Here is a 14,815-nt window from a genome sequence, read left to right as displayed (position 1 = left end):
CGGAACATTAGAGATCACCACCGACAAGATCACCGCAGTACGTAAACCATCCGATGCGCGACAACCGGTGCGAAACCACAATGGGTTCGGTGCTCACCGTGGACCTGGCTCGCGTCGCCTTCGCCCGCTTCGCCATGCCGGCCACCCCTTTGACCTCATGGACCAGCCCGGAACACCGGATCGGCTTCACCGCCACCCAGCTGGTCCCCTCGTGGACCGCGCTGACCCCGCCCGGCACGTGGATCGAGGTGGAGCTGCAGGTCAGGGTATCGACGGGCGAGCTGTCGAAGTGGTACGTCATGGGCCGCTGGGCCGAGCACGGCGAGGTCCGCACCTCGATTCCCGGCCAGGGCGACGAGGACGGCGACGTGGCCGTCGACACGTTCGTGGCGCGGCGGCCGGTCACGGCCTACCGGGTGCGGGTCACGCACCACGGAGCGGGCGCCCGCGTGGACTGCCTGGGCGTGATGGCCTCCGCCCTCTCCCAGCGTCCGCCCGTCCTGAGCCGTCCCGGTAAAGCCGAGGCCGTCGAACTGGTGGTGCCCCGGCACTCCCAGTACACCCACGCCGGTCACCATCCGGAGCTGGACGGCGGGGGCGCCAACTGGTGCAGCCCCGCCTCGGTGGCGATGGTCGTCGGCTTCTGGGGCCGCGGTCCCGGTCCTGAGGAGCTGGCCTGGGTGGTGGCCGGCGACCCGAGTCCCGTGGTCGACCACGCCGCGCGCGGCACGTTCGACCACAGCTACCAGGGCACCGGCAACTGGCCGTTCAACGTGGCCTACGCGGGCCGTTTCGGGCTGGCCGGGTTCGTGACCAGGCTGCGGTCGGCGGCCGAGCTGGACCTGTTCGTCCGGGCGGGGATCCCGGTGATCGTGTCGCTGGCGTTCAAGGCGCACGAGCTGCCGGGGTCCGGCTACTCCTCGGGCGGGCACATCCTGGTCGTCACCGGTTTCACCGCCGAGGGCGACGTCGTCGTCAACGACCCGGCCGCGCCGAGCGACGCCGACGTGCGCCGGGTCTATCCGCGGGCCGCGTTCGAGAACGTCTGGCTCAGGAGCTCGGGCAGCGGCGGCATCGTGTACGTCATCCACCCGCCCGAGCATTCCTTGCCCCCTTCCCCCGGCAATTGGTGACATATGAGCATTCGACCGATCGATGTGGCCCGTACCGATGGCGGCCCTCAGTGGGTGGAGGCCATCGCCACGCCCGCCGGGCTGGAGGTCTGGTGGGACGAGCCGCGCCCGCACGAGGGCGGCCGGCGCTGCGTGGTGCGCCGCCTGCCGGACGGCTCGCGGGTCGACGCCCTGCCCCAGGGGTGGAACGCGCGCAACCGCGTGGTCGAGTACGGCGGCCGGTCCTGGCGCCCGCTGCCCGGCGGCGGCCTGGTCTTCACCAACTGGACTGACCAGCGCGTCTACCGCCTGGACGGCCCATCCACGAGCGAGATGGCCGGTGAGCCCGTGGCGCTCACGCCTGAGGGGTCGGCGCGCTACGCCGATCTCTACCTGCCGCCCGGGCGGGACGAGGTGTGGGCCGTGCGCGAGCAGGACGACATGCGCGACCTGGTCGCGGTGCCCCTCGGCGGCGGCCCGCTCCGCGTGATCACCAAAGCCCAACATTTCCTGATGAACCCCCGCATCTCCCCCGGCGGCGGATATGTCGCCTGGATCGGCTGGGACCACCCGAATATGCCCTGGGACGGCACCGAACTGTGCGTCGCCCCTCTCGACCAGGACGGCGCCGCCGGACCGTACCAGGTGATCGCGGGCGGCCCGGCGGAGTCCGTCATCCAGGCGGAATGGCGCGACGAGCACACCCTGTACGCGGTCACCGACCCCACCGGCTGGTGGAACATCCACCTCATCGCCCGCGACGGCTCTGGCTCCCGCAACCTCACCCCGATGGAGTCCGAGGTCGGCGCCGCGCCCTGGAAGCCTGGCAGCACCTTCTTCGCGATCGCCGGTGACCGCCTGGTGCTCGTGCACGGCACCGCCGGCCGCCGCCTCCTGAGCGTCCTGGACCCGGAGCGCGGCGACCTGCGCGAGCTCGGCGGCGAGGCGACGTACTGGGCTCCGACGATCTCGGCCGCCGAGGGCAAGGCCGTGTCGGTGTCCGCCACGCCGTACACGCCGGCGGAAGTGACCGTGGTCGACCTCGACAGCGGCGCGCACGAGACGGTGTCGGCGCCGAAGCCGCTGCCCGACCGGGCGCTGCTGCCGACTCCCGAGACGGTCACGATCGAGGGCGTGCACGCGCACCTGTACCACCCGACCGGCGTCGAGGGCCCCGCGCCGTACGTGATCTTCGCGCACGGCGGGCCCACCGGCACCTACACGATGACGCTCGACCTGGAGGTCGCCTACTTCACCAGCCGGGGCCTCGGCGTGGCCGAGGTGAACTACGGCGGCTCCACCGGCTATGGCCGTGCCTACCGCGAGCGGCTGCGGCACGAGTGGGGCGTGGTCGACGTGGACGACTGCGCCAGGGTGGCGCGTGGGCTGGTCGAGCTGGGCCGGGCCGACGCGGCCAGGATCGCGATCCGCGGCGGCAGCGCCGGTGGCTGGACCACGGTCGCGGCGCTGGTGCACAGCGACGTGTTCGCGGGCGGCGTCGCGCACTACGCGATCACCGACCCGGAGAGCTGGGCGGCCGAGACGCACGACTTCGAGTCGCGCTACCTCGACGGCCTGATCGGGCCGCTGCCCGAGACCCGGCAGCGCTACACCGACCGCTCGCCGCTGCTGCACGCCGCGCGGGCCTCCGGGCCGTGCCTGATGCTGCACGGCCTGGAGGACGCGATCGTGGACGTGGGCCAGGCCGAGCGGTTCGTCGCCGAGCTGGACCGGCACGGCAAGCAGTGGGCCCTGCTCACCTTCGCCGGTGAGCAGCACGGCTGGCGCCGGGAGGAGACTATCGTGGCGGTCCTGGAGGCTGAGCTGGCCTTCTACGGATTGATCTTCGGGTTCGAGACGCCCGAGGTGGCACCGCTTGAGCTGAAGGGACGGCCGTGAAGAGCGTCGGCGAGATCTGCTCGGACCTGATCAGGTTCGACACCACCAACCCGGGGTCCGGCGAGCGCCCGGCGGCCGAGTACGTGGCCACGTTGCTGGCCGACGCCGGTCTGGAGCCGGTGGTGTTCGAGTCGGCGCCGAAGCGGACGACCGTGGTCGCCAGGATCGACGGCGACTCCCGCGACGCGCTGCTCATCCACGGCCATCTCGACGTGGTGCCCGCCGACCCGGCCGAGTGGCGGATGCACCCGTTCTCGGGTGAGATCACCGACGGCTGCGTCTACGGCAGAGGCGCGGTCGACATGAAGGGGTCGTGCGCGATGACGCTCTCGACCGTGCTCGGCATGGCGGCGAACGGTCTGCGTCCCAAGCGCGACCTGGTGCTGGCGTTCCTGGCGGACGAGGAGGCGACGGGCGACTACGGCTCGCGGCACGCCGTCACCGAGCACCGAGACCTGTTCGACGGCGTGACGGAGGCGATCAGCGAGTCGGGCGGTTTCAGCGTCGCCGACGGAGACCACCGCGTCTACCCGATCGCCGTGGGCGAGCGCGGCACGGCCTGGATGAAGCTCACCGCCCACGGCGTGGCCGGCCACGGCTCCAGGCCCGCGGTGGACAACCCGGTCGCGACGCTGGTGCACGCCCTGTCGCGGGTGGCCGCCCACCAGTGGCCGGTACGCCTGACGCCGTCGGTCGCGGCGCTGCTCCAGAGCCTGTCGGAGATCACCGGCCGGTCCATCGACCTCGACCGCCTCGACGAGGAGGCGGCCCGGCTGGGGCCGCTCGGCCACCTGTTCAGGGCGCAGATCCGCAACTCGGCCAACCCGACGATGCTCGACGCGGGCTACAAGGTCAACGTCGTGCCGTCCACGGCCCACGCGCACGTGGACGGCCGCTACCTGCCGGGGCTCCAGGAGGAGTTCCTGTCGACCATGGACGAGCTGCTCGGGCCGAAGATCACCAGGGAGTTCGTCAATCTGGAGGACGCGCCGGCCGCGCCGTTCCCCTCGCCGTTCTTCGACTCGCTCGCCGGCGCGCTCGTGGCCGAGGACCCGCTCGCCCGGCCGGTGCCGTACGTCATGAGCGGCGGCACCGACGCCAAGTCGTTCGCCGGCATCGGCATCAAGGGATACGGGTTCGCGCCGCTCATGCTCCGGCCGGATCTGGACTACTTCGGGATGTTCCACGGGAAGGACGAGCGGGTGCCGGTGGAGGGGCTGGAGTTCGGCACCCGCGTGCTGACCCGGCTGCTCACCTAGGGCCGAACCAGGTGTCGAGCGCCTCGGCGAGGCCGTCCCCACCGGCCCAGGCGACGTAGCCGTCCGGGCGTACCAGCAGGTCGGCTTGATCCGGCGCGCCGTCAAGCACGCGGAGGTGGTCTTCACGGCCCTTGGCGGCCGCGCGGGTTTCGGGCGAACCCGTCAGCAGGCCGCGACCGTCCACCAGCAGTTCCCTGATCCAGCCGGCGCCCTCGATCTCCCAGTCCGGCATGAACCGCCCGGCCAGCGGACGCGACGCGTCCGGCGCGTAGTCGATGTCCGTGCCGTTGACCATGTCCATGAAGTGCCGCTTGGCCTCGGGGAGCTCCAGCGTCTCGGACAGCACCTCGCGCAGCGCGTCGACCTGCGGCCCCGGCCGCATCAGGGCGACCTGGGCCCTGGTGTTGCGCAGGACGCGGGCCGCCACCGGGTGCCGTTCGGCGGTGTAGGTGTCCAGGAGCCGTTCGGGCGCCTGGCCGCGGACCACCAGGGCGAGCTTCCAGCCCAGGTTCGCCGCGTCCTGGAGGCCGAGGTTGAGGCCCTGCCCGCCGAGCGGCGAGTGGACGTGCGCCGCGTCCCCGGCGAGCAGAATGCGGCCTCGGCGGTAGGTCTCGGCGTGGCGGGTGTTGTCGCTGTAGCGGATGGCGGCCTCCAGCCTGGTGACGACCGCGTCCGTGCCGCTGGCCCGCCGGATGCTCTCCTGCATCTCCTCCGCGGTGACCGGCAGGTCCCGCTCGACGGGACCGCCGTCGAACTCGATGGTGGCGATCTCCCCCGGCACCAGCGACAGGTTCACCAGGCCGCCGGGGCCGCGCAGGGACGAGGTGATCGCGCCGGGGTCGGCCAGCTCGGCCAGCGCGGTGCGCCCGGTCATGGTCGCGGACGTGCCCGAGAACGGGATGCCGGACCGCTTGCGCACGAAGCTCCGGCCGCCGTCGCACCCCACCAGGTACCCGCCTCGTACGGTCCCGCCGTCCGTGAGCGTGGCCACCACGCCGTCGCCCTCGTCGGCGAGCTCGACGACCCTGCACCCGGACCGCACCGCGACGCCGAGCTCGGCCGCGCGGTCGGCCAGGACCTGCTCCAGCTGGTGCTGCTTGAGCAGGAGCATCTCGGGGGTCCTGTTGCCGGGCTCGCCGACCAGCGGCAGGCCGCTGAAGTGCCCGCTGCTCACGCCCTGCCGGAGGGTGCTCACGAGTCCGGCGACGATGTCGCCCTCCGCCGGCTCCCGATCGGTCGCCAGCTCGTCGAACAGCGCCCACTGCGCCTCGGCCAGCGGCTCCACCAGACCACGTAGCCCCAGCGTGTGCATGGTGCGCCCGTTGAGCGAGCGCATCCCGAGGCTGCGCGTGACCCGTTCCCGGCCGGTGGCCGCCTCCAGCACCAGCGGGTCCACGCCCGCCAGCTTCAGCTCGCAGGCCAGCAGCAGGCCGACCGGCCCACCGCCGACGATCAGTACGTCCGCGTCCACGGCATCTCCCTACTTACGGTGTATGCTTACGCCGTAAGTAGAAACATACACCGTAAGCTCTGTCAACCGGAGAGCTACGGCAAGAGGAGCGACCATGGCCCGGCGCGAGCCGCTGAACAGGGAGAAGATCCTGGACGCGGCCCTGGAACTGGCCGCGGAAGAGGGCCTTGAGGGGCTGTCCATGCGGCGACTGGCGAAGACCCTCGGCGTCGAGGCGATGTCGCTCTACAACCATGTCTCCAACAAGGCCGACATCCTGAACGGCCTGGCGGAGCGCGCCTTCAGCCAGGTGGAGCCGCCCGACCCGGCGCTGCCGTGGCAGCAGCGGCTCCGGGCCATGGCGCTGAGCATGTACGAGGTGTTCGGCCGCACCCCGGTGGTGCCGATAGCCCTGATGACCGACCAGGCGAACCCGACCTCCGCACGGGCGCTGACTCCGCTCGACAGCCTGGTCGGCGCCCTGTACGAGGCCGGTTTCGACGACGCGGGGGTGTGGCGCGCGCTCGGCGCGGTGAACGGCCTGCTCTTCGGGTCGCTGCTGATGTCCACGGGAGGGTTCACCGGCGACTTGAGCGAGTACGCGGGCCGGCAGGAGGTCGGCGTCTACATCCGGGAGATGGACCCGGCCCAGCTCCCCCATTTCAGCAGGCTGCTGCGGAACATCCCGCCGACCGGTCCGGCCAAGGACTTCGAACAGGCCCTGGACATGCTCATCCTAGGACTGGAACAAAGCATTCCGTTCTGATACTATGGAGACATAACAACACGAACGGAAGGATCTCTGATGAGCGGCTGGAACGTCATCGATGCTTCGCACGAGGCACTCCGCCAGGCCGTCCGCGGCGTCCCGGCCGGCGGCTGGAACCTCCCGACGCCCTGCGAGCAGTGGAACGTCACCCAGGTGCTCCAGCACGCCGCGGGCGACCAGGTGGGCTTCGCCGCCTTCCTCACCGGCGAGCCGGGACCCGCCGAGAACCCGTTCGAGCCGTCGGGCGAGCTGACCGAGGACCCGCTGGCGTACGTAGAGGCCGCACTGGAGCGCTCGTCCAGGGCCTGGGCCGGTGTCGACAAGAACGCCGAAGAGGTGCCCGTCCCGGTGCCGCCGAACAAGATGGCGCCCGCGCTGGGCGCGGGCGCCTGCGCGCTCGACGCGGCGGTGCACGCCTGGGACATCGCCCTGGCCACCGGACAGCCCTCGCCGCTGACCCCGGAGCTGGCCGGAGAGCTGCTGCCGGTGGCCAGGAGCATCGTCGAGCCGCTGCGCCAGTGGGGCGCCTACGCCGCGGTGGTGCCCGCCGAGCCGGGCGACGACGAGGTGGCGGAGCTCCTCCGCTACCTGGGCCGCAACCCGGCCTGGACCGCCTGACCGCCCGGGACCGTGCGCGTCAGCGGAGCTTGCCGCGCACGGTCCGCCGCACGACCAGACCGAACATCGCCACCGAGGCCACCGTCAGGATCCCCGCCTCCGTCCACTGGAAGCGCCAGAAGCGGGCCGGCGGGTGGTAATAGACGACGAACCGGTATCCCTTGCCGAACAGGCACCGCTCCCACGCCTCGGCGTTGCGGTTGCTCTGCCCGACGTCCACCCGGCGCGGGCACACCCCGGCGGCCGGGCTCTCCACCTCCCTGCCCGACGGCTCCTCCCACGCCACGCCGACCAGCCGTACGTCGGGATCGTCCATCACGACACCGTTCGTCAGCTCGGCCCGCGCCGGCTCCGCGTAGTAGTCGCTCACCGCGAACAACGTGAACATGCTCGCCACGATCCCGGCCACGACCAGCGCCATGGCGGGCACCGTCCGCCGGAACAGCGACCCGGCCAGCGTGCCGAGCGCGAACGCGAACAGCCACCACGCCGCCGGCGCGACCCCGACCATGTTGAACACGCCGATGTTGCCGAACGACGAGTCGATCCCGCTGCGGAACACCGGCCGCCACAGGCTCACCATCAGCGACAGCACCAGCCCGCCGGCTACCGCCGCCCCGCCCAGCACGGCGAGCTTGACCGCCAGCCAGCGCCCCACCGGCAGCGACTGGGTCCAGGCCAGCCGGTGGGTGCCCCGCTCGTACTCGCGGCCCAGCAGCGGCGCGCCCCAGAACGCGCCGATCAGCGCGGGCAGCACCAGCGGCATCCAGCCGAAGATCGTATAGACCGCGTCGTAGCGCTGGCCCAGCACCACGTCCAGTTCGCCGCAGGCCGCCGCGGGCCCCGGACAGCCGGGCGGGGCGTGGCCGGCGATGTAGAGCTTCGCCTCCACCGCCGAGCCGAGCAGCAGCAGCCCGAGCGCGGCCAGGAACCCGGCGGTGATCACCATCTGCGACCGGTGCTGTCGCCAGGTCAGCCAGATCATCCGCGCACCCCCGCCAGCCCCGGCAGCGCCGCCGACTCGGGACTGCGCAGGTAGGCCATGACCAGCTCTTCCAGCCCGGCCGGCCGTACGTTCCAGCGCGGATCCAGCACGGGCTCGCCCCGCACGAGCAGCGTGGCCTGCCGTCCGGTACGCGTGGCACCGACGACTCGTGCCCTGGCCGCCAGGCCGTCGGCCAGCTCGGCGGGGCCGGACAGCACGCGGTGCTCGGCCAGGAGCTCCTCGACGTCGCCGCTGACCTGCAGCCGCCCGCCGTTCAGCACGACCAGCCAGTCGCAGGTGTCCTCCAGGTCGGAGACCACGTGCGAGGACAGCAGCACGCTCAGCCCGCGGTCCGCGACCTCGGCCATGATCGACCGCATGACGTCGTGCCTGGCCAGCGGGTCCAGGTTGGCCAGCGGTTCGTCCAGCACGAGCAGGTCGGGGTGCCTGGCCAGCACGAGCGTGAGCGCGACCTGGGCCTGCTGTCCGCCGGAGAGCTTGCCCACCTTCCCGTCGAGCCCGATGCCGAGCTCCTGGAGCCTGCTCCGTGCGGCCTCGTCGTCCCAGCCGGGGTTGAGCCGGCGGCCGAACGCGAGCATCTCGGCGACGGTGAAGCCGTCGTACAGCGGCTTGTCCTGGGCCATGAAGGCCGCCTCGCCGTACACCGTGACCGAGCCCCGGTCGGGGGTGATCAGGCCCGCGGTGGCGTGCATGAGCGTGGTCTTGCCCGCGCCGTTCGGCCCGACGAGCGCGGCGACCCGCCCGGCCGGGACGGAGAGCGAGCAGTCGCGCAGCGCCCACGTGCGCCGGTAACGGACGCCCAGTCCCGTCGCCTCCAGCACGGGCCTCACGCCACCCCCTCCTTCATCGCGTCGGTCACGACGACGTTGAACAGCGCCCGAAGATCATCCAGATCGAGCCCCGCCTCGCGCGCCTCCCCCACCCACCCCTCCAGGCTCCGGCGCAGCCGGGTATGGTCGGCGAGCGTCGCCCCGGCGATCGACTGGAGCACGAACGTCCCCTGCCCGGGCCGCCCCTCGACCAGCCCTTCGCGTTCGAGCTCGCGGTAGGCCTTGAGCACGGTGTTGGGGTTGATCGCCAGTTTTTCGACGACCTCGCGCGCGGTGGGCAGCTGGTCGCCCGACCGCAGCGTCCCGAGCCGGAGCGCCTGCTTGACCTGGTGGACAAGCTGCAGGTACGTCGACACCCCCGAGCCGCGGTCCAGAGAGAACTCGATCACCAAAAAACACCCTTTCCCTAATTCAATAGGGAAAGGGTGTTGGACAGAGGCGCTCCTTGTCAACCGAACGCGGCCACATCACATTCCGCCACTACTGCTACCTTTATGCGCTTTAGTCCGTCTATGTAGGTTGAGGTGCAGGGGTGCGGCGGTTCGGGACAGTGATCGGTAGCGTGACGGCGGGATGCCTGCTGGCGGGATGCTCCGCCCTGCCCAGCCTGCCAGGGCTCGGCAAAGCGGCGGAGCCGAAGGCGGCACCGACCTCCGCCACGACCTCACCGGGGGCCGGCCGCTCGGTGTCGGACGAAGAGGGCCGCACGATCATCGCCGAGTACATCAAACGCAACAACGCCGCCAACCGGGCCAGGAGTGAGAAGCTGCTGGCCGGGTTCGAGGGTGGGTCCAGCTTCGCCATCGACAAGGCCGCCTACACCTCCAGCCGGCTGCTGACCAAGCAGGCCGACTACACCTACAAGCCCTTCGCCTACACCAAGCCCACCTACTACGCGCCGCCCGCCGGCGGCGCGTCCTGGTTCCTCACCACCGCGCACTGGCAGCGCGGCAAGGAGACGGCCAAGGAGGTGACGTACCTGCTGTTCGCGCGGGAGGCGGCCGGCTGGCGGCAGGTGTACTCCCCCGACTCCTACGAGGACACGGCCGACAAGCTGCCGAGCCTCAAGACCGACGGCGCGGGCGCCGCCGCCGAGGTGGCCCAGGCGGACGGCAAGGGGCTGCTCATGGCGCCCGGCGACTTCGCCCGGCGCTACGCGGCCCACCTCAGCGGCAAGGGCACCGCGGCCGACAAGACCCTCTTCGCCGCCGACGACATCTCCACCGGCGCGGCGTCGAACCGCGCGAAGATGGCCAGGTACGCGAAGCTCACCGAGGTGGTCCGCCCCGCCACCGGCTACCCGTCGTACGCGCTGCGCACCGCCGACGGCGGCGCGCTGACCTTCACCACGCTCCAGCGGGACAGGCGTTACGACGTACGGCAGGGCCCGGAGCGCAACTACGTCTTCCAGAAGGACAGCGGCCTGCTGCGTGGCCACTACTACAACTCCATGAAGATGACCGAGCTGATCCAGGTGGCGGCGCACATCCCGCCCAAGGACGGGAAACCCGCCCAGGTCCAGGTGGTGGCCGGCTACTCCGGCCTGACGGCCGGCAGTGGCCGCTGATGACCGGCCTCGGCTGAACTCGCTCTTGGGCCGTTCCTGGAACTCGCCGTCTCCCCGGCGAGCAGGATGCGGCCCCGGCGGTAGGTCGCGGAATGCGCCACAATGCCTGATGTGATTGTGGACAAGGCGATCTACTGCAACGGCGTGCGCGAGACCATCAGCGGCGACATCAGTGACGCCTTCGGTGACGCCCGGGCCAGAGGCGACTGCTTCTTGTGGATCGGCCTGCACGAGCCCACCCAGGAGGAGTTCGACCTCATCACCCAAGAGGTGAAGCTACATCCGCTGGCCGTGGAGGACGCCATCCACGCCCACCAGCGGCCCAAGCTCGAACGCTATGACGACACCCTGTTCATGGTGCTCAAGCCGCTGCTGTACGTGGAGGAGAGCTCCGACATCGAGGTCGGTGAGATCAACCTGTTCCTGGGCCGCGACTTCGTCATCAGTGTCCGGCACGGCCAGGCCAACCCGCTGGCCGGGGTGCGCCGGCGCATCGAATCCGATCCCGAACTGCTGGCCGCCGGGCCCTCCGGAGTGCTCTACGCGATCTGCGATCAGGTCGTGGACACGTACTCACAGATCTCCCACGAGATCGAACACGACCTCATCGTCCTGGAGCGACGCGTCTTCAGCGGCGAGCAGGCCGATGTCACCGAAGACATCTACTCCCTCAAGCGCGAGGTGCTGGAGTTCCGCGCAGCCCAAGATCCTCTGGTGCCGGTTCTGGAGGAGATCGTCAAAGGCCGGGTGGAGTTGTGCACGGTCGCCCGTGACCAATTCCGTGACGTCCTGGACCACCTGCTCCGCGTGGACGCCCAGGTCGACGAGCACAACGAACTGCTCACCAGCGCCCTGAGCGCTCATCTGGCCCTGGTGAGCCGTGAGCAGAGCGCGGCGGCCATTCAGCAGAACGTCGACATGCGCAAGATCTCCTCGTGGGCGGCCCTCATCGCCGTCCCCACCATGATCGCCGGGATCTACGGCATGAACTTCGATCACATGCCCGAGCTGCACTGGCTGCTCGGCTATCCCCTCAGCCTGAGCCTCATGGTCATCGTCACGTTCATCGTCCACCGGTTGCTGCGCAAGAGCGGGTGGTTGTGAAGAGGTACTTACGACCGGACATGACAGCCCCGTCAGAGCGTGGTGGCGAGCGATCGGAGCTCGGCGATCACCTCCGCGCCGGTGGGTGAAGCGGATGACTTTCGCCTCGACCTGCCAGATCCACCTGGACCACTGGTCATCCGGCCGGATCACGCTGGTCGGCGACGCGGGGAACTGCGCCGCGCCGACCAGCGGCATGGGCACCTCACAAGCGCTGATCGGCGCGTGGACGCTCGCCCGCGAGCTGGCGTCGGCGGGCGGCACAGGCGTCACCGTGGCCCCTGTGGCGCGCGGGCCGGAGTGACAGGGCGTGGGCTATGAGGGCCTCAGCCGAAATCGCGGTGGCGGAGGGCGAGTAGCCCGCCACCGAGCAACAGCGCCGACAGCGCGACCATGGTGAGGGCGGGCGCCGGGTCGAAGGGGGCTCCGGCGACGGTGTTGGGGATGTAGTGGAAGGGCTCGAAGGGAGTCCCGCCCCAGAGTCCGTACAGGGGGCCGGCGGCCCGTCCCATGACCGCCACCGCGATCCAGATGATCCAGCCGATCACCACGGAGGCCCTCGGGACCAGGCCGTAGGCGAGCACGCAGACCGCCCCGACCAGCCAGGCGGCGGGGATGGTGCCCAGGGTTCCGGCGAGGATGCGGGCGATGTCCACCGCGGGATCGCCGACGAGGAACGCGTAGAACGTACCGAAGACGACTCCGGCGACGGCGAGCAGGGCCGCCGTGCCCAGGCCGGTCACCACCAGTTGCCCGGTGGCCCAGCGCAGCCGGGTCATCGGGGTGGCCTGTACGGCTTCGGCGCGGCCGGCGGTCTCGTCGGCGCGCAGCCGCTGGACCATGAGGACCGGGTAGAGCGCGATGACGTGAGCGAAGATCAGGATGATGGCCCAGAGCGCGAAGTCGACCGCCCCGCCTCCCGGACTGCCGCCGAAAGCCTCCAGCAGGTTGTCGACCGTTACGCCGGGCGCCTCGGTGAACTGGTACACCAGGGTGCTGACGCCGCCGGCCGCAGCCGCGAAGCAGGCGATTCCGGCGGCCCAGGTGACCAGCAGGCCGCGGTGGAGCCGCCAGGACAGGCTGATCGGGCCGCGCAGGCCGGGGGCGGTCGCGGGCCCGCGACGCTCGTGGATCAGTCCGGCGCCGAGGTCGCGACGGCCGGCCAGGCGGTAGGCGATGGCCGTCAGCGCGGCGGTCACCGCTGCTGGAATCGCCAGCAGCCACCAACGATCACTCCAGTACGGCTCCACCAGATGGCTCCAGCCGATCGGGGAGATGTACTTCATCCAGTACTGTCCGGAGGCGTCGCCGGCGTAGCGCAGGATGTAGGCGAGGCCGAGCACGGACAGGCTGATGGCTCTGGCCATACGGGCGGTCTGCGCGAGTTGGGCGGCCACGGCGGCGATGGCGCCGAACACCCACCCGGCCATGGTGACGGCCGCGCCGTAGTCGATCGACCCGGCCGGATCCAGCCCGATCCCGATCAGCGCGATCGTGGTCGACGCGCCACCGGCGAGGCTGACCCCGCCCGCCACCAGCAGGGCCGCGGCCAGGGGAGCCTGGCGGCCGAGCACACCCGCGCGCAGCAGCTCGATCCGGCCGGACTCCTCGTCGGCGCGCGTGTACCGGACGACGGCCATCAGGGCGGCCAGCCCGTTCAGCACGTAGAGGAAACCGCCGCTGCGCCAGGCCGCCATATAGCCCAGGTCAGGCACGACGAAGCCGCCGCCGAGCGCCCGGAAGAAGCTGTTGCGGTTGATCATCGTGGTGTAGGTCGTCATCAACTCGGGGGTGGGCATGGCCCGGTTGATGTAGGAGACCAGCACCAGGGCCAGGGCGACGAGCAGGATGATCCACCACGGCGCGATGCGTCTTTCGCGGCGCAGCGCCAGCCGTGCCGACCGAGCCGTCCCGGTGAGCGCGTTCATCGGACCGCCTCCGCGCGCGTCGCGCCGGCCCTGTCGTAGTACCGCAGGAACACCTGCTCGAGCGTGGGCGGTTGGCTGAGGAGGCTACGGACACCGAGGGAGGCGAGGCACCGCAGCGCCGGGGCGAGCGTGTCGGCCTCGACATCGAAGCGCACGAGCCCGTTCTCCGTCCGCAGATCGTGCACTCCCGGCAGCTCGGCGAGCTCGCGGGGAGAGCCGGCGGGCGCGCCGGGAGCGGCGGAGAGCTCGGCCTGGATGGAGGTGCGGGTCAGGTGGCGCAGGCCGGGCAGGCCGCCGGTGTCGATCGTCCGGCCGTCGCGGATGATGGTGACCCGATCACACAGCTCCTCGACCTCGGTGAGGATGTGGCTGGACAGCAGCACGGTACGGTCGCCTCGCCGCCGCGTCTCACGAACCACGTCGCGGAACACCGCCTCCATCAACGGGTCCAGGCCCGCGGTGGGCTCATCGAGGATCAGCAGCTCGGCGTCGGAGGCGAGCGCGGCGATCAGCGCCACCTTCTGCCGGTTGCCCTTGGAGTAGGCGCGGACCTTGACCCTGGGGTCCAGGTCGAAGCGTTCGATCAGCTCTTGACGTCGGGCACGGTCGGCGCCGCCACGCGACTGCAGGAGAAGGTCGATGACCTCGCCGCCGGACAGGCCAGGCCAGAGCGTGACGTCTCCGGGCACGTAGGCCAGCCGGGAATGCAATCTGGTCGCGTCGTCCCACGGGTCGCCGCCGAGCAACCGGGCGGTGCCCGCGTCGGCGCGCAGTAAGCCGAGCAGGATCCGGATCGTGGTGCTCTTCCCGGCACCGTTCGGTCCGAGGAAACCGTGCACCTCGCCGGTGTTCACGGTCAGGTCGAGCCCGTCCAGCGCCCTGGTGCGGCCGAACGTCTTGACCAGACCGCTCACTGAGATGGGAGCTGTCATCGTGAGCCTTTCTCGTGGGCGCCGATCCTCTGTTCGCGGCGCCGCGTCCCGGATCCGAGCGTCAGCGGCCCGATCAGGGCCGTGCTCCTATCCACACGTATATCTGACTACGCAACGAGAAAGCCTACTATACGCATGTGTAGCCGACCAGCAGCCCTCCTGACAGGCTCAGCAACAAATGCACTATCTGGTGGTATCTTGCCGATGATCGGAGAACCGGCGTGCGGAGACGACAAGGTGGGCCGCCAACGGCGTCCTCGTGGGCGAGCAGTCGAAGGTCGAGACGGACTTCACCGTGCCCGCGCGAGAGGCCGCCTACCGCCTCGTCTTCGAGACCGAGC

At 70.9% G+C, this 14,815-nt stretch carries 14 protein-coding genes; 8 read left to right on the top strand and 6 right to left on the bottom strand.

Translation table 11 applies throughout. The features are described from left to right. Window positions 1–80: 80 nt before the first annotated feature. From AB0B91_RS14955 to AB0B91_RS14945, 3 genes are read left to right on the top strand one after another with little or no spacing between them, the layout of a single operon-like run. The gene (locus AB0B91_RS14955; protein WP_358318826.1) at window positions 81–1,133 is read left to right on the top strand and encodes a C39 family peptidase; all 1,053 of its coding nucleotides are present in this window, start codon (window positions 81–83) and stop codon (window positions 1,131–1,133) included. Between the two features lie 3 nt (window positions 1,134–1,136). Beyond that, the gene (locus tag AB0B91_RS14950; protein ID WP_358318825.1) at window positions 1,137–3,011 is read left to right on the top strand and encodes a prolyl oligopeptidase family serine peptidase; all 1,875 of its coding nucleotides are present in this window, start codon (window positions 1,137–1,139) and stop codon (window positions 3,009–3,011) included. Further along, window positions 3,008–4,270: a M20/M25/M40 family metallo-hydrolase gene (locus tag AB0B91_RS14945; RefSeq protein ID WP_358318824.1), complete on the top strand. Its 1,263-nt coding sequence runs from the start codon at window positions 3,008–3,010 to the stop codon at window positions 4,268–4,270. Before AB0B91_RS14950 ends, AB0B91_RS14945 begins: the two co-directional genes overlap by 4 nt. On the opposite strand, the gene AB0B91_RS14940 is transcribed toward AB0B91_RS14945, so the two are convergent. Then, entirely contained in the window at window positions 4,263–5,741 is a 1,479-nt protein-coding gene (locus tag AB0B91_RS14940) for an FAD-dependent monooxygenase (protein WP_358318823.1), read from the bottom strand. The genes AB0B91_RS14945 and AB0B91_RS14940 overlap by 8 nt on opposite strands. 94 nt (window positions 5,742–5,835) lie before the next feature. Between AB0B91_RS14940 and AB0B91_RS14935 the strand changes: the two genes are divergently transcribed. Continuing rightward, window positions 5,836–6,486, top strand: a complete 651-nt coding sequence (locus AB0B91_RS14935) for a TetR family transcriptional regulator (RefSeq protein ID WP_358318822.1) — start codon at window positions 5,836–5,838, stop codon at window positions 6,484–6,486. 39 nt (window positions 6,487–6,525) lie between these two features. Continuing rightward, window positions 6,526–7,107, top strand: coding sequence for a TIGR03086 family metal-binding protein (locus tag AB0B91_RS14930; protein ID WP_358318821.1), 582 nt, complete (start codon window positions 6,526–6,528; stop codon window positions 7,105–7,107). 19 nt (window positions 7,108–7,126) lie between these two features. Here AB0B91_RS14930 and AB0B91_RS14925 read toward each other — a convergent pair whose 3' ends face one another. From AB0B91_RS14925 to AB0B91_RS14915, 3 genes are read right to left on the bottom strand one after another with little or no spacing between them, the layout of a single operon-like run. Beyond that, complete coding sequence (locus AB0B91_RS14925; RefSeq protein WP_358318820.1) at window positions 7,127–8,092, bottom strand: hypothetical protein; 966 nt, start codon at window positions 8,090–8,092, stop codon at window positions 7,127–7,129. After that, window positions 8,089–8,943 (bottom strand): ABC transporter ATP-binding protein, encoded by an 855-nt coding sequence (locus tag AB0B91_RS14920; RefSeq protein WP_358318819.1) that lies wholly within the window; start codon window positions 8,941–8,943, stop codon window positions 8,089–8,091. Before AB0B91_RS14920 ends, AB0B91_RS14925 begins: the two co-directional genes overlap by 4 nt. After that, on the bottom strand, window positions 8,940–9,332 hold the full coding sequence (locus AB0B91_RS14915) for a GntR family transcriptional regulator (protein WP_358318818.1): 393 nt from the start codon (window positions 9,330–9,332) through the stop codon (window positions 8,940–8,942). The genes AB0B91_RS14920 and AB0B91_RS14915 overlap by 4 nt, the downstream gene beginning before the upstream one ends. 143 nt (window positions 9,333–9,475) lie before the next feature. Between AB0B91_RS14915 and AB0B91_RS14910 the strand changes: the two genes are divergently transcribed. The 3 genes from AB0B91_RS14910 to AB0B91_RS14900 all read left to right on the top strand — a co-directional run bounded on the left by AB0B91_RS14910 (window position 9,476) and on the right by AB0B91_RS14900 (window position 11,918). Further along, entirely contained in the window at window positions 9,476–10,510 is a 1,035-nt protein-coding gene (locus AB0B91_RS14910; RefSeq protein ID WP_358318817.1) for a hypothetical protein, read from the top strand. 111 nt (window positions 10,511–10,621) lie between these two features. Then, window positions 10,622–11,614, top strand: a complete 993-nt coding sequence (locus AB0B91_RS14905; protein ID WP_358318816.1) for a magnesium and cobalt transport protein CorA — start codon at window positions 10,622–10,624, stop codon at window positions 11,612–11,614. A 94-nt stretch (window positions 11,615–11,708) separates the two neighbouring features. Then, the gene (locus AB0B91_RS14900; protein WP_358318815.1) at window positions 11,709–11,918 is read left to right on the top strand and encodes an FAD-dependent monooxygenase; all 210 of its coding nucleotides are present in this window, start codon (window positions 11,709–11,711) and stop codon (window positions 11,916–11,918) included. Window positions 11,919–11,940: 22 nt separating this feature from the next. Here the strand turns inward: AB0B91_RS14900 and AB0B91_RS14895 are convergent, their stop codons facing one another. Both AB0B91_RS14895 and AB0B91_RS14890 read right to left on the bottom strand, forming a co-directional pair. Beyond that, window positions 11,941–13,542: a polyketide antibiotic transporter gene (locus AB0B91_RS14895; RefSeq protein ID WP_358318814.1), complete on the bottom strand. Its 1,602-nt coding sequence runs from the start codon at window positions 13,540–13,542 to the stop codon at window positions 11,941–11,943. Continuing rightward, the gene (locus AB0B91_RS14890) at window positions 13,539–14,474 is read right to left on the bottom strand and encodes an ABC transporter ATP-binding protein (RefSeq protein WP_358318813.1); all 936 of its coding nucleotides are present in this window, start codon (window positions 14,472–14,474) and stop codon (window positions 13,539–13,541) included. The genes AB0B91_RS14895 and AB0B91_RS14890 overlap by 4 nt, the downstream gene beginning before the upstream one ends. Window positions 14,475–14,815 lie beyond the last annotated feature (341 nt).

Origin of the sequence: Nonomuraea sp. NPDC049141 (assembly GCF_040648415.1) — a bacterium.
Lineage (GTDB): Bacteria > Actinomycetota > Actinomycetes > Streptosporangiales > Streptosporangiaceae > Nonomuraea.
The sequence above is the reverse complement of the archived record's forward strand: the minus strand, read 5'-3'. Positions and strand labels throughout refer to the sequence as shown.